15 protein-coding genes and 1 pseudogene are annotated in these 21,276 nt (G+C 73.3%); 8 read left to right on the top strand and 8 right to left on the bottom strand.

What is annotated here, in order from left to right; genetic code table 11:
- Positions 1-56: 56 nt before the first annotated feature.
- Positions 57-218: a hypothetical protein gene (locus L8M95_RS08530; protein ID WP_260489046.1), complete on the bottom strand. Its 162-nt coding sequence runs from the start codon at positions 216-218 to the stop codon at positions 57-59.
- Positions 219-533: 315 nt separating this feature from the next.
- Here L8M95_RS08530 and argJ point away from each other — a divergent pair, with 315 nt between their 5' ends.
- Complete coding sequence (argJ, locus tag L8M95_RS08525; protein ID WP_260489045.1) at positions 534-1,748, top strand: bifunctional glutamate N-acetyltransferase/amino-acid acetyltransferase ArgJ; 1,215 nt, start codon at positions 534-536, stop codon at positions 1,746-1,748.
- Positions 1,745-2,218, top strand: a complete 474-nt coding sequence (locus L8M95_RS08520) for a nuclear transport factor 2 family protein (protein WP_260489044.1) — start codon at positions 1,745-1,747, stop codon at positions 2,216-2,218. Before argJ ends, L8M95_RS08520 begins: the two co-directional genes overlap by 4 nt.
- Here L8M95_RS08520 and L8M95_RS08515 read toward each other — a convergent pair.
- Genes L8M95_RS08515 through L8M95_RS08505 form a run of 3 tightly spaced genes read right to left on the bottom strand, consistent with a single transcriptional unit; the run spans position 2,215 to position 5,806 of the window.
- A complete protein-coding gene (locus L8M95_RS08515) occupies positions 2,215-3,246 on the bottom strand; it encodes an alpha/beta hydrolase (protein WP_260489043.1) in 1,032 nt (343 codons plus the stop codon). The genes L8M95_RS08520 and L8M95_RS08515 overlap by 4 nt on opposite strands.
- 59 nt (positions 3,247-3,305) lie before the next feature.
- Positions 3,306-5,183, bottom strand: a complete 1,878-nt coding sequence (locus L8M95_RS08510) for a long-chain-acyl-CoA synthetase (RefSeq protein WP_260489042.1) — start codon at positions 5,181-5,183, stop codon at positions 3,306-3,308.
- Positions 5,180-5,806, bottom strand: coding sequence for a TetR/AcrR family transcriptional regulator (locus tag L8M95_RS08505; protein ID WP_260489041.1), 627 nt, complete (start codon positions 5,804-5,806; stop codon positions 5,180-5,182). The genes L8M95_RS08510 and L8M95_RS08505 overlap by 4 nt, the downstream gene beginning before the upstream one ends.
- A gap of 149 nt (positions 5,807-5,955) precedes the next feature.
- Between L8M95_RS08505 and L8M95_RS08500 the strand changes: the two genes are divergently transcribed.
- Both L8M95_RS08500 and L8M95_RS08495 read left to right on the top strand, forming a co-directional pair.
- Positions 5,956-6,144 (top strand): DUF2613 domain-containing protein, encoded by a 189-nt coding sequence (locus L8M95_RS08500; protein WP_396119694.1) that lies wholly within the window; start codon positions 5,956-5,958, stop codon positions 6,142-6,144.
- A gap of 35 nt (positions 6,145-6,179) precedes the next feature.
- Positions 6,180-8,402: pseudogene (locus tag L8M95_RS08495) on the top strand (alpha-(1->3)-arabinofuranosyltransferase family protein); the annotation flags it as partial.
- A gap of 2,168 nt (positions 8,403-10,570) precedes the next feature.
- On the opposite strand, the gene L8M95_RS08490 reads toward L8M95_RS08495, so the two are convergent.
- Complete coding sequence (locus L8M95_RS08490) at positions 10,571-11,824, bottom strand: acyltransferase (RefSeq protein WP_260489040.1); 1,254 nt, start codon at positions 11,822-11,824, stop codon at positions 10,571-10,573.
- A gap of 142 nt (positions 11,825-11,966) precedes the next feature.
- On the opposite strand from L8M95_RS08490, the gene L8M95_RS08485 reads away from it, so the two are divergent.
- Positions 11,967-13,229 carry a DUF3068 domain-containing protein gene (locus tag L8M95_RS08485; protein WP_260489039.1) on the top strand — a complete coding sequence of 421 codons (1,263 nt, stop codon included), beginning with the start codon at positions 11,967-11,969 and terminating at the stop codon, positions 13,227-13,229.
- Positions 13,230-13,607: 378 nt separating this feature from the next.
- On the opposite strand, the gene L8M95_RS08480 is transcribed toward L8M95_RS08485, so the two are convergent.
- Positions 13,608-14,828: a polysaccharide biosynthesis protein gene (locus tag L8M95_RS08480; protein WP_260489038.1), complete on the bottom strand. Its 1,221-nt coding sequence runs from the start codon at positions 14,826-14,828 to the stop codon at positions 13,608-13,610.
- A gap of 106 nt (positions 14,829-14,934) precedes the next feature.
- Here L8M95_RS08480 and L8M95_RS08475 point away from each other — a divergent pair, with 106 nt between their 5' ends.
- On the top strand, positions 14,935-16,920 hold the full coding sequence (locus L8M95_RS08475; RefSeq protein WP_260489037.1) for a hypothetical protein: 1,986 nt from the start codon (positions 14,935-14,937) through the stop codon (positions 16,918-16,920).
- Here the strand turns inward: L8M95_RS08475 and L8M95_RS08470 are convergent.
- Entirely contained in the window at positions 16,889-18,136 is a 1,248-nt protein-coding gene (locus L8M95_RS08470) for a glycosyltransferase family 4 protein (protein ID WP_260489036.1), read from the bottom strand. The genes L8M95_RS08475 and L8M95_RS08470 overlap by 32 nt on opposite strands.
- Positions 18,137-18,206: 70 nt before the next feature.
- Here L8M95_RS08470 and L8M95_RS08465 point away from each other — a divergent pair, with 70 nt between their 5' ends.
- Positions 18,207-19,025 (top strand): class I SAM-dependent methyltransferase, encoded by an 819-nt coding sequence (locus L8M95_RS08465; protein WP_260489035.1) that lies wholly within the window; start codon positions 18,207-18,209, stop codon positions 19,023-19,025.
- Positions 19,026-19,102: 77 nt separating this feature from the next.
- Positions 19,103-20,575 carry an aldehyde dehydrogenase gene (locus L8M95_RS08460; RefSeq protein WP_260489034.1) on the top strand — a complete coding sequence of 491 codons (1,473 nt, stop codon included), beginning with the start codon at positions 19,103-19,105 and terminating at the stop codon, positions 20,573-20,575.
- Positions 20,576-20,620: 45 nt separating this feature from the next.
- Here L8M95_RS08460 and L8M95_RS08455 read toward each other — a convergent pair whose 3' ends face one another.
- Positions 20,621-21,202 (bottom strand): TetR/AcrR family transcriptional regulator, encoded by a 582-nt coding sequence (locus L8M95_RS08455; RefSeq protein ID WP_260489033.1) that lies wholly within the window; start codon positions 21,200-21,202, stop codon positions 20,621-20,623.
- Positions 21,203-21,276 lie beyond the last annotated feature (74 nt).

Genomic DNA, 21,276 nt, shown 5'->3' with positions numbered 1-21,276 from the left:
AAGAGAATGTCGGCGTTGAATGCGACCAGGACCTCGCGGGTCCAGCGTCACTCAGCTCAGAGCGAGCCCACGACGTTGCCGAGCGAGCCGGTGACGGTGCCGTAGACACCCTCGGCAGCGGCGGAGCCGGTGTTGACGAAGCCCTCGGCGGCGGTGGAGCCGGTGCCGATCAGGCTGTTGAAGAAGTTGAGGAAACCGGTGAAGATCTGCTCGATCATGTGATGATCCTTTCGTCTGCGGGCGGCGCGAGGGTGCGCCGCACTCGTGGTGCAGTCCTGCTTTCGGACTCGCGATGTACATCCCGAATCCGCTGGAGGACGTTACGCAGCGATCGCGGAATTTCTACCTACAGCTCGGTTTCGGGGCCCCCGGGACAGCACACATGTCTTTATCCACGCAGATAATGAGCCTCTCGAACTTTCTTTTGTTAGGGGAGTCACATTCGCGAAAAAACTCGGGGAGCGGGGACGCGTTAGACGGGCCATCGGACGCCCGGGTGCCACCGCGGGCGGGTACGGGGGAGAATGGTGGCCATGACGCCGCCGAACGCCGCCGACACCGCCCAGACGATCCCGCTCCCGCAGGGCTTCCGCGCCCGCGCGGGTGCCGCCGGACTGCGCGAGCGCGGGGATGACGTCTTCGTCGTCGTCAACGACGGCCCCTCCCCGGCGTCGTCCGCGGTGTTCACCCGGTCCCTCTTCGCCGGCCCGTCGGTCGTGCTCAGCCGCGCCAACGCACAGAGCGGTCGGGCGCGCGGCGTCGTGGTGGTGGCCAAGAACGCCAACGTCGCGACCGGTGAGCAGGGCATGGCCGACGCGCGCGAGGTGCTCGAGCACGCGGCCGGCGCGGTGGGCGCCGAGCCGGAGGAGATGCTCATCGCCTCCACCGGGGTCATCGGGCGGCGCTACCCGATGGACCTGCTGCGCACGCACCTCGACGGGTTGGCCGACGCCGAGTTCGATGCCGACGCCGTCGCCCTGGCCGGCGCGATGATGACCACGGACACCCACCCCAAGACCGCGCGGGTGGAGATGACGACGACGACGGGCGGCACGGCTGAGATCGTGGGCATCGCCAAGGGCGTCGGGATGATCGAACCGGACATGGCGACGATGATCGCGGTGCTGTTCACCGATGCCGCAGTGGAGCCGGGTGTGCTGGACGCCGCGTTCAGGGCCGCGGTGGACGAGACCTTCAACTGCTTGTCCGTCGATACGGACACCTCGACCTCCGACACCGCGATCGCGTTGGCGAGCGGGTCGGGTGACCCGGTCGGGGAGGACGAACTGCGCGAGGCGTTCGCGGCGATCTGCCTGGACCTGACCCGCCAGCTGGCGCGCGACGGCGAGGGCGCCACCAAACTCCTGACCGTCGAGGTGACCGGCGCGCGTGACCGCGCGCAGGCCAAGCGGGTCGCCAAGGCGATCCTCAACTCCCCACTGGTCAAGACCGCGGTGCACGGCGCCGACCCCAACTGGGGCCGGGTGGCGATGGCGATCGGCAAGTGTCACGACGACACGGACATCGACCCCGAGCGGGTGCGGATCGTGTTCGGCGACCTCGAGACGTATCCCGCGTTCCCGGGCGAGGCCGAGCTCGAACGGCTCACCGAGATCATGCAGGCCGAGGAGGTCACCATCGCGGTCGACCTGGGAGTGGAGGGTGGCGCCGCCGACGGGAGCTGCACGGTCTACGGCTGCGACCTCACCCGCGAGTACATCTCGATCAACGCCGACTACACGACGTGAGCGGGGTCGGGTCGGCTGGCACCGCCGCAGACCTCGAGGCGATCCGGGCCGTCTTCGCCCGCCGCCTGTACGTCATGGACACCAAGCAGTGGGACGGCTACGGTCCGTGCCACACCGAGGACGTGGTCAGCGAATCCTGGGCCGCCAGCGGCGGTGCCGCGCAGGTGCGCGGTCGCGAGGCGCTCACCGCCGCGATCCGCGACACCCTCGACGGGCCGAACCCGGTGACGAGCGTCCACCACGGGCACACCCCGCTGCTGGAGCTGACGGGCCCGGACCCGACCACCGGCGAGGCCACGGCCACCGGCGTCTGGGCGATGGAGGACCGGCTGTGGTGGTCGGTCGACGGCCGCGAGCGCTGGCTCCACGGCTGGGGGCACTACCACGAGCGCTACCGCCGGGTGGACGGGCGCTGGCTGATCGCGTACCGGAGGCTCGAACGGATCCGGGTGGACACCGGCTGGAACTAGCCCGCCGGGTTGGGACTGCGGCGCGCCATGGAGAGCAGGGTGTCGCGGGTGTCGTGCCACACGGTGCCGGTGATGTCGCCCCACGGGTCGTGGCCGCCCGGCACGAGCGAGACGCGGGCCGGGTCCCCGGCGCGGCGGGCCGCCCGAACGTACGCCTCCGACTGCTCGGGGGGCACGACCTTGTCGTCGCGGCCGTGGACGCACACCACCGGCAGGCCCGTGGGCAGGTGGGTCGTCGGCGAGGCGTCAACGTAGCGCTGGCGGCGATCGTCCGGCCGGCCGCCGAGGAGTTCGTGGACGTAGCGGTCGCCGGCGCGCTCGGCCGCGAGGAGGTCCGCCACCCCGGCCAGGGAGACGCAGCCGGAGACGGGCACCGCGGGTCGCGACCCCGGAAGCGAGGACGGCAGCCGGGCCCGCCCTGCGACCCACAGCGCGAGATGGCCGCCGGAGGAATGCCCGGCCACCACCACGCGACGCAGGTCGAGCCGGTCGTCGACCCGGGCGGAGACCTCGACGAGGTGGTCCACCGCGTCGCAGACGTCCGCCACGGTGGTGGGCCAGCCGCCACCGGAGTCCACCCGGCGGTACTCGACGTTCCACACAGCTACGTCGAAGGACGCCAGGTCGCGCGCATGGTTCTCCATGTACGCCAGGCCGAGCGAGTCCCGCCAACCTCCGCCGTGGATGAGCACCACCACCGGCAGCGCCGGGTTGGCCGAATCGGGCAGGTACAGGTCGCCGAACGTCTGGCCGTCGGTGTCGCCCGGATCGGTGTAGTAGAAGCGACGGGGCTCCCGCACCCGGACGGCGCCCTCCGGCGCAACGTACGGGCGCGGTGCCACCGAGTCCGAACCCTGGCCGGAGGCGAACTCCTCGTCGTCGTCATCCCCGGCGATCACCGAGGTCAACGCCCACCCCGCCGCCCCGCCGAGAACCGCGGACAAGCCGACCAGCAGGGACCGGCGGGACAGATCGGGCCGGGCGCGGCGACCGGGCGAGCGGCGGCCGGACGATCGGGGGCTGGGCATGCGGCGGCGGGACCTCCTGGTCGGGGGAGCCGGTCGGCCCGGGGTTCAGGCAGTAAATCTCAGGCGGTGCCGGCGACGACGTCGTTCTCCGCGCCATCGTAGAACGGGACGTACCCCTTCTCCTTGGACAACACGTAGAGCGGGTCGTCGAACTTCGAGGTGTCGAAGGCCTGCTCGCGGAGTTCGGTCTTGCGGCTCTTGTAGGTCGAGGTGTGTTCGAGCTCCTTGGACAGCCGGATGAACAGGGGCACCGCGTACGAGGGCAGCGATGCCCGTAGGTGCTCGGCCAGTGCCGCGCCGTCGAAGTCGGATTTGTCGTGCAGGCGCACCGCCGCCATGCCCGCCTTGCCGTCGGCGTCGGGCACGGCCACGCCGTAGACCACGGCCTGGTCCACCTCGGGGAGGGAACTGACCGCGGCCTCGACCTCGGTGGTGGCGACGTTCTCGCCCTTCCAGCGGAAGGTGTCCCCCAGACGGTCGACGAAGGACGCGTGCTTGAGCCCCTGGTTGAGCATGAGGTCACCGGAGACGAACCACGCGTCGCCGTCGCTGAAGGCGTCGCGGACGATCTTCTTCTCCGTGGCCTCCTTGTCGGTGTATCCGTCGAAGGGCTGCGAGTCGGAGATGCCGCTGATCAGCAGGCCGGTCTTCCCCTTGCCCACCCGGGTCAGCCGGCCGTCGTCACCGCGGCGGGGCTCGCCCGTCTCGGGGTCGTAGTCGACGATCGCGAAGTCCATCGGGCAGTAACCGGTGGTCCGGGGAACGTTGAAGGCGTTGACGAAGGCGATGTTGCACTCGCTGGCCGCGTAGAACTCACAGATCCGGCCCACCCCGAACCGCTCCTGGAATTCGTCCCAGATCTCGGGCCGCAGGCCGTTGCCGGTCATCACGCGGACGGAGTGGTCACGATCGCCCGGGCCGGGGTCCTGGTTGAGCAGGTACCGGCAGATCTCGCCGATGTAGATCGCGGCCGTGGCCCCGGCCGCGCGGGCCTGGTCCCAGAACTTGGTCGCGGAGAAATGCTCCTCGATCGCCAGGCACGCCCCGGAGGCTAGGACGCAGCCGAGGGCCACGGTGAGCGCGTTGTTGTGGTACATCGGCAGCGGGCAGAGCAGGACGTCGTCCTTCTTCAGCCGCACACCCGACAGGCCGAACCCGGCCATCGCCTTGTTCCAGCGGTAGTGGGACATCGTCGAGGCCTTGGGCAGGCCCGTCGTCCCCGACGTGAAGACGTAGTACGCCGTCTCCTCGCCCACGGTCTCGTCGGCCTCCGGCGGGTTGACCTCACCCACGTCGTCGCCCAGCGCCTCGAGCTCGTCCTCCAGCCACGTCAGGTCGGACAGTTCCTCCGGACGGTGCCCGGCGGTGAACTCGCGGTAGGGCAGGTCGACCTGGGAGCTGACGGCGACGAGCTCCCCGATCCAGTTCTCGCGGGGCACGGACTGGACCGCCTCCGCGCACTCGGCGCCGACCAGGACGAGCTTGGATCCGAGGATCTTCTGCGAGTGGTCGAGGACCTCCCCGCGCTGCTGGTGGTTGAGCAGGCCCACCGACGCGCCGACCTTGACCGCGCCCAGGATCGCGAGCAGGACCTCGGTGCGGTTGACCATGCAGATGCCGACGGTGTCACCCCGCTCGACCCCGCGCGCCCTGAGAACCTCGGCGAAGCGGTTCGCCCGCCGGTTGGCCTCACCGTAGGAGACCTCGGAGCCGAGGAACTTGAGGAACGGTGCGTCGGGCCGGGCCGCCGCGAGCTTCTGGAAGCGCCGGCCGATCGACACCTTGTGGCTGCTGCGGGACGTACGCACGATGCGCAACCCGTTGAGGACCGACGGCAGGTCGGCGGTGAGGGAGGGCAGACCCTTGGCGAGATCGACCGGGCTGAGGGTCCGGGCGGCCTCGGACCGGCGGGCGGTGGCAGTGGACGAGTCGGTCACGGCTTCTCCTCTGTGGCGGTGGTGAGTGACTTCGCTGGATCGCCCGCGAGGCCACGCCAGGCGAGCTCGACGACGACCCCGGCGGCCACCGATCGGGGGATCGAGCGGTGCGCGACGCGGTCCGCGACGGCCTCGCCCGCCCCGACGAGGGCGGTGGCGACCACCTCGAGCACCTCGCGACTGCGCTGGTCGACCGAGTTCTGCTCGAGCAGGTCGGTGGTCAGGTCCACCAGGACCGACCGGGTCTTCTCGACCTCCTCCCGGAACTGGGGTTCCGCGAAGGCCTGACGGTAGACGACGTTCCACGAGTCCGTGTGCTCATCGACGAACTCCAGGAACGCCTCGACGACTCCCTGGAGTCGCCCCCGCGGGCCGGCGCTGCCGGTCGCGGCGGTGGTGAGGTGGTCGATGAGCCGGCCGGACTCGCGGACCACGCACGCGGCGAACAACTCCTCCTTGGAGCCGTAGTAGAGGTACAGCATCGGCTTGGAGATGCTCGCGTGACGGGCGATGGTGTCCATCGAGGCCGACCGGTAGCCGAGATCGGAGAACACGCTGATCGCGGAATCGAGCATCTGTTGCTCGCGGATCGCGCGTGGGATGCGTTTGGTCCCCGTGGTCACAGGTCTCCTCCCGGCGGGCGCGGTGTCGAATGCCACCAACTTACCCGCCGGTAAGGACTTATGGGAGCCGCTCCACCGATCTGACGTGAGGTGGGTGCTACTCTTCCGGCGTCGGTGTGCTCCACGGCACCACCGGAAGACACTGTCACGTGAACCGCAGGGAGAACCCGATGAGCTTCGGTACCGGAGCGCTCGCCAGCGCAGTCGGCGGAATTGTCCTCGGCGGCATCGTCGCCTTCGGAGTCAGCTCCGCCATGGCCGAGAACTCCATCCCCGAGGTGGCGCAGCCGCCCGCCGACCAGGCCCTGCTCGGCCAGGTCGAATACGGCGCGCGCTGACCCCGCGCCGCCGTCGAGCCCTCACACCGGCGTAGGTGATCAGCGGGGTCCGTCTCGGCGCCGGCGCGCGTGACGCGGTCGTCGCGTTCCTTACCTTCCTCCTGCTGGCCTGCCTCCAGGCCCCGGGCCTGGTCGTCCCGGACACCAAGTACGACCTCGTCGTGGACCCCGGGCGCTTCCTCGCCCAGGCCACTCACCTCTGGACCGGGCTGTCCTTCGGCGGCCAGGTCCAGAACCAGGCGTACGGCTATCTGTTCCCCCAGGGGCCCTTCTTCGCACTGTTCGACCTGGTCGGGATGCCCGCCTGGCTGACTCAACGCCTGTGGTGGGCCGTCGTGCTCACCGTCGCCTTCACCGGCGTGGTCCGCGTGGCCGCCGCCCTGCGCGTCGGCACCCGCCAGACCCGGGTCGTGGCGGGAGTCCTCTACGCTCTCGCGCCGCGCATGCTCGGCGATCTCGGGTCGATCTCGTCGGAGATCTGGCCTGTCGCCCTCGCCCCCTGGGTGCTGCTGCCGGTCATCCGGGTCCTGCAGGGGCGGATGTCGCCGCGGCGGGGCGGGGCCGGTGCCGCGCTCGCGTTGGCGCTCATGGGCGCCGTCAACGCCGTCGCCACCGCCGCCGCCTGCCTGCCCGCGATCCTGTGGTGGGCCCTGCACCGTCCGAATCGCACGTGGGGTCGGCTGGCCGCGTGGTGGATGCCGCTGTCCGTGGCGGTGTGCGTGTGGTGGGCGGTGCCGTTGGTGCTGCTCGGCCGGGTCTCGCCGCCGTTCCTCGACCACATCGAGTCCGCCGAGGTCACCACCCGCTGGTCCTCGGTGACCGAGGTGCTGCGCGGCGCCGCGACGTGGGTGCCGTTCGTCTCGACCGACCGGACCGCCGGGGCGGACCTCACGAGCGAGCCGGTGTTCGCCCTGGCGACCGGGGCGCTCGCGGCAGCCGGGGTCGTGGGGCTGCTGTGGCGCGGGATGCCCGCGCGCGGTCGGCTGCTGGTGATCGCGGCCGTCGGGCTGGTGGCGATGGCGGCACCGTGGGTCGGACCGGCCGGCGGCGGCCTCGCCGAGACGCTGCGCGCCTTCCTCGACGGCCCGGGTGCCGCGCTGCGCAACGTCCACAAGTTCGAGCCGCTGCTGCGGTTGCCGCTGGTACTGGGCGTCGCCCACCTGCTGTCCCGTCTGCTCGCGGGGCTCGTCGGCGACCGCCCCGCCCGGGCCCGGGTCGTCGACGCGGTGTCGCACCCCGAGCGTCACCGGCCCGTGGCCGTGGCGATGGTCGTCGTGCTGGCGGCGGGCGTGTCTCTCGCCCCGGCGTGGCTGGGGCGGCTCGCGCCGGTCGGGGCCCACGAGGCGCTGCCCGACCACTGGCCCGCCGCTGCCGCGTGGCTGTCGGAGAACGCGCCGGTGGACCGGCCCGGCGCGGACGGGGACCACGATCCGGCCGCCACCACCCGCGCGCTCGTGGTCCCCGGGGCGTCGTTCGGCCGTCAGGTGTGGGGTGTCACCCGCGACGAACCCCTGCAGCCGCTGGCCGGGACACCCTGGGCGGTCCGCGACTCCGTGCCGCTGCAGCCGGCCCCCGCGATCCGTGCCCTCGACGCCGTGCAGCGCCGGCTGGCGGACGGTCGCGCCGCGCCGGGGATGGCCGCGACGTTGGCGTCGCTGGGCGTGGGGTTTCTGGTGGTGCGCAACGACCTGTCGGAGGACTCCGCGGCGCCGCGCCCGGCGTTGGTGCACCAGGCGATCGACGGCTCGCCGGGGCTGGTGAAGGTCGCCGAGTTCGGCGACCCCGTCGGGGGATCCCGGGTCGGGGACGGAGACGGCGGGAGTGAGGACGACGACGACGACGAGGTGGTCGTGGTCCCCGATTCCGGGCTGCGGCCGGCCTATCCGGCGATCGAGATCTACCGGGTCGACTCCCGACTGGGATCGGACGCGACGCCGCCCGGACCGGCGCGGTCGGCCACGGCCCCCTACACTGTGGAGGTCCGCGACCTGCCGGTCGTCGCGGGCGGGCCCGAGGCGCTGTCCCGGCTGGACGATCTGCTGGCGGCGCAGGACTCGATCGGCTCGCCGTCCCGGGTCACGCGCCTGCTCGAGGCCGACGCCCTCGCGGCCGGGGTCGACCCGGCCTCCGACCCGTTCCCGCGTCCTCGGCCGCTGAACTCCACCGCCCCGGTTCTCACCGACTCGCCGACCGACCGCGAGACCGACTTCGGGCGCCTCGATCACAACTCGTCCGCCGTCCGCGCCGACGGCGACCCCCGGCGCAGCCGCGGGACGGTCCCCGACTACGCGGCCACGGTCGCGCCGGACGATCCGCCCCTGACCCGGGCCCGGTGGTGGGATGCCCGGGTGGCGGTGTCGTCCTCGGCCTCCGACTCGGCCCAGACCGGGCCGGTGCGGCCGTCGAACTCCGTCGCGGCCGCCGTCGACGGTGATCCCGGGACCGCCTGGCGTTCCGGCGGGTACGGGTCGGCGTTCGGCGAATGGATGGAGATAGAGCTCCCCGAACCCGTCGACCGCGGCGTGCTCACGCTGACCATCCCGACCCCGGTCGCCGGCCCGCAGGTCAGCACCCTGCAGGTGCGCACCGACACCGGCACCACCACGGTGTTCCCGTCGGTGGGCGAGGAGACCACCGTGCCGCTGCCGCCCGGCGCCACGCAGCGGGTCCGGGTGACGGTGACGGGTTTCGCGGACGGCGGTCGCGGCACCTACTTCGAGGTCTCCGAGATCGGGCTGACCGCGGGCGGGCAGGACCTCCCGCTGTTGCGGACCATCGCCCTGCCGGACCGGCCCGAGGACTCGCGGCCCCCGTCGGGATGGTTGCTGCGCCAGGAACTGTCCGGCCGCTCGGACTGCGTCCACGGTGGCCGCCCGGTCGAGGGACTGGCCGGGGCCGAGGAGGCGACCGGCGCCGCCCGCTGCGCCCCCGAGTTGGCGATCGACCCCGAGGAGCCGCGCCGGTTCGCCCGCCTGCTCGACGTCCCCACCGCCACCGCCGTGGTCCCGCAACTGCTCGTCCGCCCGCGCCCCGGGGCCGCCCTGGACGACGTGCTGCGCGGCGACCCGGCCTCCCGCGCCCGACAGGTCCGCGCCACGGGCGAGTCACTCGTGACCGACCCCGCGGGCAGGCCGTCCGCCGCCGTCGACGGTGACCGCTCCACCAGCTGGCACGCACCGGACGTGCCCGCGCCGTCGCTCGCACTGGGCCTGCCCGGTCGCCAGCTCGTCGGCTCGCTCCGCCTCTGGGCGCCCCGCTCCGAGACCCCGGCCGCGCCCGAGCTCATCACCATCGACACCGGCGTCCAGCGCACCCGGGTCGACCTGTCCACGCTCACCCCGGAGGCGGACGGTTCCGTCGTCGTCGACGTCCCCGCCGACCACACCGACCGGATCACCGTCCGCGTCGACGACACCCGGGACGTGCGCGGCCCCGCCGGCGCACAGCTGCCCACCGGAATCGCCGAGGTGTGGGTGCAGGACCCGACGGGCGCCCGGATCGGCGCGCTGCCCGCCGCCGACGACGACCCCGTCACGCTGACCTGCCGGGACGGGCCGCGGGTGCACATCGGAGACCGGGTCGTCGGCACGCGGATCACCGCCACCCGCCGCGCACTGCTCGAGGGTCGCGCGGTGACGGCCGAACCCTGCGACGACTCCTCGGTCCCGCTGCCCGCGGGACCGCAGGAGGTCTCGGTGGACCCGGGTGAGGCGTTCTCCGTGGACACGGTGGGCCTCGTCGTCGTCGACCCCGCGGCCGGAACCGGCACGGGCGGCACCCGCGGCGGCCCCGCGCCCATCCTCGGCGGTGCCCCGCAACCCACCCGGGCCGTCACCACCGCGCTGTGGGACGACTCGCGGCGCGAACTCCGCGTGCCGTCCGCGCCGCGCGAACGGGTCCTGGTTATCCCCGAATCCGTCACCCCCGCGTGGCGGGCCCGGCTCGTCGCCGACGACGGCTCCGAGCTGGCCGACCCGCGCCCGGTGACCGTCGACGGGTGGAAACAGGGGTGGGTCCTGCCCGCCACCACCACAGGGGCGACCCTCGTGCTCACCGTGCCCCTCGACGCTCCCTACCGCTGGGCGCTGCTCACCGGACCGCTCGCGCTGCTGCTGGTCCTGCTGCTGTTCCTCGTGCGCGGCAGCCGCGACAGGGCCGGGACCCGAGCGACGTCGTGGCGGGGCCGCGGACTGCTGACGATCGCCGCGACCGCCGGGGTCGGATTCGCGGTGGCCGGACCGGTCGGGCTCGGGCTCACCGCCGGCCTGACCGTCGGCGCCCTGGTGGCCAGCCGCCATCTGGGGGCGGGGAACGCGCGGACCCTGCTGGTCGTCGGCTCCGGGGTGGGGATCGTCGCCGGTGCCGCGCTGCTGGCCCGCGCGCCCTGGCCGGATCCACTCGGCTACGCCGGGGACGGGTGGGGTCCTCAGGTCGCGACGGTGGCCGGACTCGTGTGCGCCGGGTTGGCCGCGAGCTGGCCGTCCGCGGGCCGCCCGCGCGGTGCGCGTCGAGGTGCCAGCCAGCGCCCGGCAGGGACCTCCACCAGCGCGTAACCGGCGGCCGCGACCACCGTCGAGACCACCGCGGTGACCACCCAGACCCGCAGCATCTGTCCGGAGAACATGGGCACCGCGGCGATTTGGAACGCGAAATGCAGCACCAGCACATGCCACAGGAACACGCCGTACGACCACCGGCCCAGCGTGGTGAACAGGGTCGAGCCCAGGACCGCGAAGTGCGGGCCGCCGTCGTCCGGGACCGCGGGGGCCAGTGCGACCGGGGCGAGCAGGCAGAACGCGACCATCGCGCCCAGCGCGGTGCGGGCCGCGAACTCCGGGCCCGCCGGGTGGACGAAGCCCTCGGCGAACCACTGCGGCGCCGTGCTCACGAGGAACGCGGTGGCCGCGACCGCCCACCACCCCCACCGCGCGTGCCGGTGACGGGCCAGTGCCGCCGCGCGGCCGGGTGGGGCGCAGGCGAGTTCGGCCAGGATCATCCCCGCCGCGAACCACGACGCGAACGCCGGCGGCAGGATCTGGTCGTTGATCCGCTCGTGCAGGCCGAGGTCGTACCACGGAACGAGCGCCCACGCGAGACTCGCCACCCCCACCCCCGCGATCACCGGGATGCGCCACCGCGCCGCCCGACCGCGTAACCGGGCGAGGGCCCACCACAGCAGGGGCAGCACCAGATAGAAGCTCATCTCCACGGACAACGACCACGCGTGCGTGAGCCCCTCCACCAGGGAATCCGGCACGAACACCTGTGTGAGCGTCAGGTTGGACGTCCATGTGCTGGCCGAGCTGCGGGCGTTCCGGGGGATCAGCAGGAAGACGGCGGCCACCAGGACCAGATAGGCAGGCATGATCCGGACGAGGCGGGAGCGCAGATAGACACGGGCGGACCGCGCCGTCCCCGGGGTTCCCCGACGGGCGTGCAGGGCGTGCGCGCGCCACAGGAGGAATCCCGACAGGGCGAAGAATACGGCCACGGACAGGTCGAACCGACCCCAGACCCGGTTGAGGAACGATCCCGTCGAGGCCCCCGTCTGGAACGCGACATGTGTTGTGAGAACAGCGAACGCGGCCACGGCGCGGAGCCCCTCGAGCGCCGGGACGAAGCCCGTCGCGGAAGGGAGAGTTCCGACTCGTTGGTCGGGGGTGCCGAATGCGTTCTTCATCACTGTTAATCTTCTCCTGATGATGGTCCGGTCTGGCAGGCGACCCGGGAAGTTACCCGGGCGTAACCCACGGACCGAGGGCGCGACTCCAGGAGGACAACCGATGGCACGACAGAGCAGTTCCGCGGGACGGAGGTCCTCAGTGCCCGCACTGGTCCTCGTCGGGCTCGGCGCATTCTTGATCACTATCGCACTGGCACTCGTGTTCTTCGTGGTGCCCGGCCAGAAGAAGACGCCGTTGGACATCAACTCCACGACGGTCACCGAGGTCGCGCCGGGGGCGGTCCTCGTGGGCAAGGCGCTGGCGGGCAACACCCCCACGGATCTCAACTCCGACCGGCCGGAGTGCCGTCCCGAGGGCGGGGCCGCGGCCGGCGGCGAGGCCGAGGGCGACGCACCCGAGGGTGAGGCCGCCGAGGCGGAGACCGAGCAGGCGTTCCCGGTCTCGTGCTTCATCGACAACGACATCCCGCTGTACTCGCAGCGCCGTGTCATGGCCGTCGAGCCGTCGGACTCCGACGTCATCACCCTGCAGGCCGCCCAGTCGCTGCTGCGCGAGGACATCGCGGGCGGCGAGGACGTCGAGGCCCTGATCAACGCCACCGTCGACCGTGTGACCGTCGACCGCGTGTCGGCCATGCCGGTCGACGAGGCCACCAGCACCCTGCAGGTCGTGGCCGGCGGGGGCGACGACGCCGCTCCCGCGGGCTTCGCCCGCAACGGGCTGCAGTACAAGTTCCCGTTCGACACCGAGCAGCGCGCGTACGACTACTTCGACGCCAGCACCTTCACCACCAACCCGATCGAGTTCGTCGGGGAGACGAGTGTCGGTGGGATCGAGGCCTACGAGTTCACGCAGGAGCTCGGCCCGATCGACATGTGGTCCTCGATCCGCGACCACTTCGCCTCGATCTCCGACGGCTACGACCCCGCCGTGGAGTCGGTCCTGGCCAGCTACCGCCGCGAGGGCATGACGGCCGGCCAGTGGGGCCTCGAGGGTGACCCGGAGCGCGAGGTCGACATGCGCCGCTTCTACACCAACACCCGCACGGTGTACGTGAACCCGGCCACCGGCCAGATCATCAACGGCAAGGAGGACATCTACCAGTTCTTCGCCGAGGACCAGGACGAGGCCGAAACCTTCTTCAACGACAAGGCCCGCATGGAGGAGGAGAAGTCCGAGCCCACCCGCACGGCCGTCCGCTTCCAGTCCGGTTGGAACGAGGAGACCCAGGACAACACCCTCGCCGGCGCGCAGGAGAGCGCCGACACGCTCAACACCTTCGGCCGCGTCGTCCCGGCCGTGCTGGGCATCCTCGGTCTGCTCTCGCTGATCGGTGGCCTCGTGCTGGGCCTGCGCGGCGGCGGTCGCACCGGCGGACGGACCACCCGGACCCGCGCCTGACCTGTCCGACCCCGCGGCCGCCCGCCTGACCGGGGCGGGGGCCGCACCCGGAGCATCGCCAAGAGCGTTCCGCACACGACACCCGAGTGGGAGTGTGCGGAACGCTCTTCTCGTTGGGTGACGGACCCGCGACCGTCGCGCAGCCGCCGCACAGCCGACCGCGACCGCCGCGCGACCGTCGGGGACACCAGCCGCCCGGCTCCCGCGATCTGTCCCTCGGATCGGGCGCTGCGAACCCGAGGCCGGCCTCGACGATCCCGCTCCGCCGGCCGCTTCGCCTATCGGATCACGCGCCACCTAGCGGATCCCGTAGGTGAGTCGCCAACGGACAGGCGACGTGGCTCGGCTCGAGGGCGCGGCCCGCTCGGCGCCCTCGCCTCAGGCGGGGCGGACGCGGAGCGCCCGCCAGCCGGCGGCGACCGTGGTGAGGGCGACCGCGACGAGCGTCGCGCCCAGGACGCCCTCGACGTCGCGGGGCGCGAACCACACCGCGACGGCGGTGAGCACCAGACCGCACCAGGCGATCGCGGCCTCCACCGTCCGGTCGGAGGCGATGCTCGCCAGCAGGAACGCCTGCAGCACGCTCAGCGTCACGCCCAGGGCGGCGAACGCCCACAGCAGGCCGGCCACGGGCCGGTAGTCCTCGCCGACGACCACCGGCACGAGCGGTGCGGCCGCGGCGGCACCGATCACCACGACGGTACCGATGCCCAGCAGGACGCCCACCGCGGAACGGACCGCGCCCCGGTGCCCCGCCGGATCGGCCATCCGCGGATAGAGCACTGTGCCCACGGCCTGGGGCAGCCAGAACGCGGCCTTGGCGGCGACCGCCCCGAGCGCGTAGCGGCCGGCGTCCTCGGGGGACAGCAGCGCGCGTGCGAGGAGCAGGTCGACGGAGGTCAAGGCCATCATCACGAGCTGCACCTGGCCGGCCGCGAGTACGGCCGCGACGCCGGGTGAGGTCGACGAGGTCCCGGTCGGCGGTCGCCGCGCCTCGGACCCGCGTGTCGAGATCCACGTCGCCACCACCCAGGCCACCGTCACGCAGACGGCCCCGGCCGCGAGCGCGAGCCCCACGCCCCCGCCCGCGGCGAGGACCGCGACGGCGGGCACCACCTTGCCGGCGCCGGCCAGGGCGAGCACTCCACCGAGGGCGCGGAACCGCTCGGCGCCCTGCAGCAGGCCCTGCTCGGTGGTGAGCAGACAGAGCACCGGGCCTGGGGCCAGCGCGGCGGCGGTGGCCGGGAGGGGGGTGTCCAGCAGCAGCGACACCGGGACGACCGCCAGCGCGGCGACCACCGCGACCAGGAGCGCGACGCGCCTGCCGAGCGTCCGCAGCACGTCGTGCGGAACCCCGCGGACGTGTTCGCGGGCGACGACCGCCTGCAGCGCCAGCGACGGCACGGCCACCAGGAGTTGCGCGGACAGCAAGGCGGCGAACGCGCCGTACCCCTCGGGGCCGAGCCACCGGGAGGCCGGAAGGTGCAGCAGGTAGGCGGCGATGTTGGCCAGCATCGAGCCGGCCGTCACCGCTCCCGCGCCGGTCAGGAAGCGCCTGGTGGCGGAGCCGGGTGCTGCCTCGCGCGCCTGATGGTCCACACCGGGAATCGTAGGGGGCCGCCGCGGTGGCCCGGTGGCTGGCCGCCGCCGGGCCGGCCGCGCGGCGGCGGTCGGGCCCGCACGCCATGCGTGGTGGAATGAGCGCATGTCCTCGGCTCTCGGTTCTCGTCGCGAGATCACGCGACCCGCGGGCCGGGACGCCGTGCGGGATGCGGCGGTCGATGCGGCCGTGGGTGCGGTGGTGACCGCCCTGCTGCTGGCGGGGCTGGCGAGGCCCGGGTTCCCGCTGCTCAGGGATTGGGTGGCCACCCCGTCGCCGCCGCTGTCGGATGCCGCGCTCGGGCTGGGGGAGTCGGCGGCGCGGGCGGTGCCCCAGGACGTGGCGGTGGTGTGGGCGACCCGCGGGCTGCAGGCGGTGGGGTTGCCGGTATGGCCGCTGACCGGCGTGCTCACCGCCGTGTTCTGCATCTGGCTGGCGGTGGCTGCGGGGGCGCTGGTGCGCCGGATCCTGCCCGGCGACGGGGCCGCGGGGCTGCCCGGGCTCTGGCTGCGGCTGCCCGCCGTGGTGGGGGCGGTGTGGAACCCGTTCGTGGTGGAGCGGCTGCTGCAGGGGCACTGGTCGGTGCTGGCCGGGGCGGCGGCGGTGATGTCGATGCCGGTGCTGCTGGCCCCGTCTCGGGCCCTCGGTGGCGCGCTCGGTGGGGCTCCCGGCCGGCGCCGGGTGGCGGCGGCGTGCGCGGCGCTGGCCGCGGCGGGCCTCACGCCGACGGGCTGGGTCCTCGCGGTCGTCGCCGCGGTGGTGTCCCTGGTCAGTGGCGGTGGCGGTGCTAGTGCCGGTGCCGGTTCCGCCGCGCGGCCGGGCCGACGCACCCGGGCGGCGCTGCCGTTGGCCGCCATGGCCGTGGTGACCGCGCTGCCGTGGCTGCTCGCGACCGCGCTCGCCCCGGCCGGGACCGGCACCGCGCCGACCGCCGCCACGGGCGTGAGCGCGTTCGCCGCCCGCGCCGAGCCCGGCATCGGCACCCTCGGGTCCGTCGTCGCCCTGGGCGGTATCTGGAACTCGGAGGCGGTGCCGCCGTCGCGGACGACGTGGTGGACGGCCGCGGCGCTCGTGCTGGTGCTCCTGGTGTGGACACTGGCGGCTCCCGGCCTGTGGCGGGCGCGCCGCGACCCGGTGGTGCGGGCGACGGTGCCCCTGGCGGTCGGGACGTGGCTGCTGGTGGCGGCCGCCGCGACGGGGCCGGGCCTGGTCGTGATGGACGCCTTCGTCTCCGCCGTCCCGGGCGCGGGCCTGCTGCGCGACACCCAGAAGTGCGTCGCGTTGGCGCTCCCGGCGACCGTGCTGGCGCTGGGCTTCGCCGCCCGCGAGCTGGCCGGCCCGGACCCGGCCACCCGTGCACAGGCCACTCGAGCACCGGCCGGGCGACTCCGACCGGCCGGAGCGGGCCTGCTGCTCACCGCGGTGGCCGTCGCCGCCGTGCCCGACGCCCCGACCGCCCTGCGGGACCACCTGCGGCCGGTCGTCTACGGGCAGGACTGGGAGCAGGTGGCGCGGATCGTCGACGGCAGGCCCGGTGACCTGCTGGTCCTGCCGGCGGGGTCGTTCCGGTCGACGCCGCTGTGGGCCGGTGGCGCGGCGGTGCTCGACCCGGCGCCCCGGTTGCTCGACACCCGTGTGCTGGTGCCCGGCGACCTGGTCGTGGGCGGAGCGGCAGGCGACGATGCCGCGGCGGTGCCGGGCGAGGGCGATCGCGCGCGGCGGGCGGCCGAGGCGCTGCTGCGAGGGGACGATCCGCGGGCCCTGATCGACCTGGGGGTGCGGTGGGTGCTCGACGAGCGCACCTCCGCAGGCCCCCGCGGCGAGTCGGAACGGGTGCTGGCCGGGACGCCGTGGGCACCGACGACGACGAGGTTCGCGGGTCCCGAACTCGTCCTGCACGAGCTGAGCCCGCCGAACGGGCCGGGCGGGGCCGATGCCCGATGGGAGGCGGCCGCCGAGCCCGCCGCCCCGGGCCCGGCCCGCGCGGTGGTGCTGGCGGCGCACGCGCTGTGGCTGCTCACGCTGGCGCTCGGTGGGGCGGTCGCGCTCGGCGGGGTGGTCAGCCGCGGGCGCGGTCGGCGTCGCCGGTGACCTCACGGCTCATCACACCGCTCACGCGCCGGCCCTCGGTGACGGCCCGGAGGACCTGCGCCATCGCCGATCCGGTGGCGGGCCACGACATCCCCGCGGCCTTGCGGCGGGCGGCCTCACCCATGCGTCCGCACAGGTCGGGGTCGGCGAGCAGGCGGTCGGTGGCCAGGGTCATGGCCGCGACATCGTCCACGAGGACGCCGGTCTCGCCGTCGTCGATCGAGTCGCGTAGTCCCGCCGCGTGGTGGTAGCCGACGGTGGGCACCCCGTGCTGCGCGGCCTCGGACACGGCCAGGCCCCAGCCCTCCTTGCGCGAGGGCATGAGGTGGACGGTGGCGCCGGCGAGGATGCGGTGCTTGGTGGCCTCGTCGACGTGCCCGTGGAACACGACCGAACCCGCGTCCGGGCCGGGGCCCGTGCCGGCACCCGAGCCCGGCGCGGGGACGAGGAGCCCGCGCTCGGCGGCGTACTCACGGAGGCGGTCGGACCACCAGCCACTGCCGATGACGTCCAGCACCAGGTCGGGGCGGCTCGCGCGCAGGGTGGTGACGACGTCGAGGGCGTCCTCGACGTGCTTGTGCGGCACCAGGCGCGACAGCACCACCAGACGGGGGCCGCCGACTCGGGTGGCCGGCCCGCCGGGCTCGATGCCGGCCGGCAGTGGGTCGAGGCCGTTGCGCACCACCGCGATCCGGGCGGGGTCCACGCCGAGCCCGGCGAGCTCGTCGGCGGACGGCAGCGACACGGTGACGTACTGGCTGCGCCGGTGCACCCACGGGGACAGCCGCGACTCGATCCACCAGCCGATCCGCGCGACGAGCCACCCGGCGACCGGCCACTGCTCGCGGTGGATGTGGTGGACCAGGACCACGACGGGTGCCGTGGTGGCCAGGCGGGAGAAGAAGGGGACGCCGTTCTGGGTGTCGACGACGACGTCGGGCCGCCGCAGCGAGCCGAGCGGCCCCAGTCCGACCCTGCCGAACAGGATGGCCAGCAGGGCGCGCGGGTAGACCGTGAAGCGCCCACCGGCCCGGCTGAACGTCACCCCGGACCCGGTCGTGGTGGAGCGGGCCGCACCCCGCGAGCGTGAGGTCCGGTAGATGACGGTGTGCCCGGCGTCGGCGAGGCCGTCGGCGACGTGTTCGAGGTAGCGTTCGCTGCCGCCGCCCTGGGGATGGGTGCTGTCGCGCCAGCACAGCAGCAGGATTCGAGCCACGCGGACACTGTACGCGGGCGGCGGGACCGCCGACGGGGTGGTCAGCGCTGCCGCCGGTATCGTCACCGCCGTGATCACCGACCCGCTCCACCGCTCGACCGCACTGCGTTCGGTGGCCCGCCGCGCCACCCTCGGGCGGTCGCTCGGACTACTGCGCTCGTTCCCGCTCGAGCAGTCCGCCCCGGACGTCTTCTACTCCGGCCTGGCCCACGACACGGTGGAACTGGTGGCCGACCTGTGGGAGCGCTCGGGGGACCGGGCGGCCGAGCCGGGCACCGGGCCGGGCACCGGCAGGCTGCCGGGGCTCACGGTGCTGGACGTCGGCGGCGGGCCGGGCTACTTCTCGGATGCCTACGCCGCCGAGGGGGCGCGGTACGTGTCGGTCGAGCCGGACGTCGGCGAGATGTCGGCCGCGGGCCTGGACCAGGCGGGCTCGATCCGCGGCAGCGGCATGTCGCTGCCGATCAGGTCGGATGCCGTCGACGTCTGCATCTCGTCCAATGTGGCCGAACACGTCCCCGAGCCCTGGACGATGGCCGAGGAGATGTGCCGCGTCACGCGACCGGGCGGCCTCGTCGTCGTCTCCTACACGCTCTGGTACGGACCCTTCGGCGGCCATGAGATGGGGCTGACCCACTACCTCGGCGGCGAGCGGGCACGGCGGATGTACGAGCGGCGCCACGGCCGCCCGCCGAAGAACGTCTACGGGGAATCGCTGTTCGAGGTGGGGTGCGCCGAGGGGCTCGAGTGGGCGCGCAGCACGTCCTCGGGCGAGCTGCTGGCGGCGTTCCCGCGCTACCACCCGCGGTGGGCGTGGTGGCTGGTGCGGGTGCCCGGCGTCCGCGAGGCGCTCGTGTCCAATCTGGTTCTGGTGTTGCGGGCTGAGTAGGCACCCACGCCGCGGCGGACCCTCGACTACAGTGAGGTGGAACACGTTCTTGTTTTCTACCTCCCGGAGGTCCTCCCGTGGTCGTCGTCCATGACAAGCTCTTCTCCGGCACCCGCTGGACCGATCCCATCACCACCGGCGTCCTCGAGGTGACCTCGCCGGCCACCAACGCCGTCGTGGGCCGGGTCGCCGAGACCACCACCGAGGACCTGGACGAGATGGTCAGCCAGGCGCGCGACTCGTTCGAGTCCGGCGTGTGGCGCTCCACCCCGCCCGCCGAGCGCGGCGCCCTGCTGGCACGCGTGGCCGACATGCTCGAGGAGCGCCAGGCAGAGGTGTGCCAGATCCTCTCCGACGAGATGGGCACCCCGCCCGGCACCGCCGCCATGATCCAGGTGACGCCGACCCTGGGCGTGCTGCGCTACTACGCCCGCCTGGCCGAGACCTTCCCGTGGTCCGAGGTGCGCCACGGCGACTTCGGCGCCTCCGTGGTCACCCGCCAGCCCGTCGGCGTCGTCGCCGCCATCACGGCGTGGAACGTCCCGCTCTACCTCAACACCGCCAAGCTGGCGCCCGCGTTGCTGTCCGGCAGTTCGGTGGTCCTCAAGCCGTCCTCGGCCACGCCGCTGTCCGCGCTGTGGCTGGCCGACCTGTTCCGTGAGGCCGGGCTGCCCGAGGGTGTGCTGTCCGTGGTCACCGGCCCCAGCTCGGTGGGCGACCACCTCGTCTCCCACGTGGACGTCGACAAGATCTCGTTCACCGGCTCCACCGGCGTGGGCAAGCACATCGCCGGGATCGCCGCCCAGAGCCTCAAGCGGTGCTCGCTGGAGCTGGGTGGCAAGAGCGCCGCCATCGTGCTCGAGGACGCGGACATCGCCGCGCACGCCGGCACCATGGTGTTCTCCGCGCTCATGAACTCCGGCCAGGCGTGTGTGTCGCAGAACCGCATCCTCGCGCCGCGGTCGAAGTACGACGAGGTCGTCGATGCGCTGGTCGAGAACGTCAAGGCCATGCCCGTGGGTGACCCGGCCGACGACGGCACCGCCTTCGGCCCGCTGGCCAACCACAAGCAGAAGCAGTCCGTCGAGGGCTACATCCGCAAGGGTGTCGAGGAGGGCGCGACCATCGCCTACGGCGGCGGGAAGGTCGAGGGCCTGCCCGAGGGGGTCGCCGAGGGCGCCTACGTCCAGCCGACCGTGTTCCGGGACGTCGACAACTCCATGACGATCGCCCAGGAGGAGATCTTCGGGCCGGTCCTGCAGGTCATCGCGTACGACACGGTCGACGAGGCCGTGCAGATCGCCAACGACTCCGAGTTCGGCCTCGCCGGCGCGGTGTACTCCGCCGACCCCGACGCCGCGCTCGCCGTGGCGCAGCGGGTGCGCACCGGCACGATGGGCATCAACTGGTACGCCTTCGACCCGAGCGCGCCCTTCGGCGGATTCAAGAATTCGGGCCTGGGCCGCGAGAACGGCCCCGAGGGGCTGGACGCCTACTGCGAGCTGCAGAGTGTCCTCATGCCGTTCGGCTGGGAGCCCACCGAGGGCTGAACCCCGCGGGCCCGGCTGACGGCCCCCACTCCAGGGTGGGGGCCGTCAGCCGTCCAGCAGGCCGCCCAGTTCGCGCACCGTGTCGTCGAACAGGGCCAGCGGGTCGCACTCCCGCCCCTCGAGCTCCTCACGGGCGAAGGACTTCCACGCCACTCGCCAGGCCATGGTCACGACCTCGGCCACGACGAGCGACTGCAGGTGGCCCAGAGCCCCCCGCTCCTGCAGGGCGGCGCTGAGGGACTCCACCAGGGCGCGCTCCTGCTGCGCCACCACTTGCAGCAGGTCCGGCTCCCGGATCAGCAGGCGGGAGACCCTGCGGAAGACGCGCCTCTCCACCTCGGAGGCGAACACCTCGCGGCTCGCGGCGAGGAGATCGGCGAGGATCCCGGCCGGGTCGGAGCGAGCGCTCTCCACCGCCACCAGCGCATCGATCAATCCCTGTTGCCCGGGCATCAGCGCGTGCACCTTCGAGGTGTAGTACCGGAAGACCGTTCGTTCGGAGATGCCCACCCGCGCGGCGATGTCGGCGACCGTGGTGGAGTCCAGCCCGTTCTGCTCGACCAGGTCGAGGGCCGCGCGCTGGATTTCGCGCAGCATCCGGGCGCGGTGATCGTCGCGGATTCCCACGGCGCTCGACCTCCTGATCATTAGTTGTGTCACACTCTGTCACCTTCAGCTTACCGATTCTGTCAGTGAGTGAC

This window comes from Dietzia sp. B32, assembly GCF_024732245.1.
Classification (GTDB): Bacteria; Actinomycetota; Actinomycetes; order Mycobacteriales; family Mycobacteriaceae; genus Dietzia.
The sequence above is the reverse complement of the archived record's forward strand: the minus strand, read 5'-3'. Positions and strand labels throughout refer to the sequence as shown.

Excerpts from the sequence above, each read along its gene's own strand:
- L8M95_RS08530 (WP_260489046.1), bottom strand. The coding sequence starts at position 218 with ATGATCGAGCAGATCTTCACCGGTTTCCTCAACTTCTTCAACAGCCTG.
- argJ (WP_260489045.1), top strand. The coding sequence starts at position 534 with ATGACGCCGCCGAACGCCGCCGACACCGCCCAGACGATCCCGCTCCCG.
- L8M95_RS08515 (WP_260489043.1), bottom strand. The coding sequence starts at position 3,246 with ATGCCCAGCCCCCGATCGTCCGGCCGCCGCTCGCCCGGTCGCCGCGCC.
- L8M95_RS08490 (WP_260489040.1), bottom strand. The coding sequence starts at position 11,824 with ATGAAGAACGCATTCGGCACCCCCGACCAACGAGTCGGAACTCTCCCT.
- L8M95_RS08475 (WP_260489037.1), top strand. The coding sequence starts at position 14,935 with ATGTCCTCGGCTCTCGGTTCTCGTCGCGAGATCACGCGACCCGCGGGC.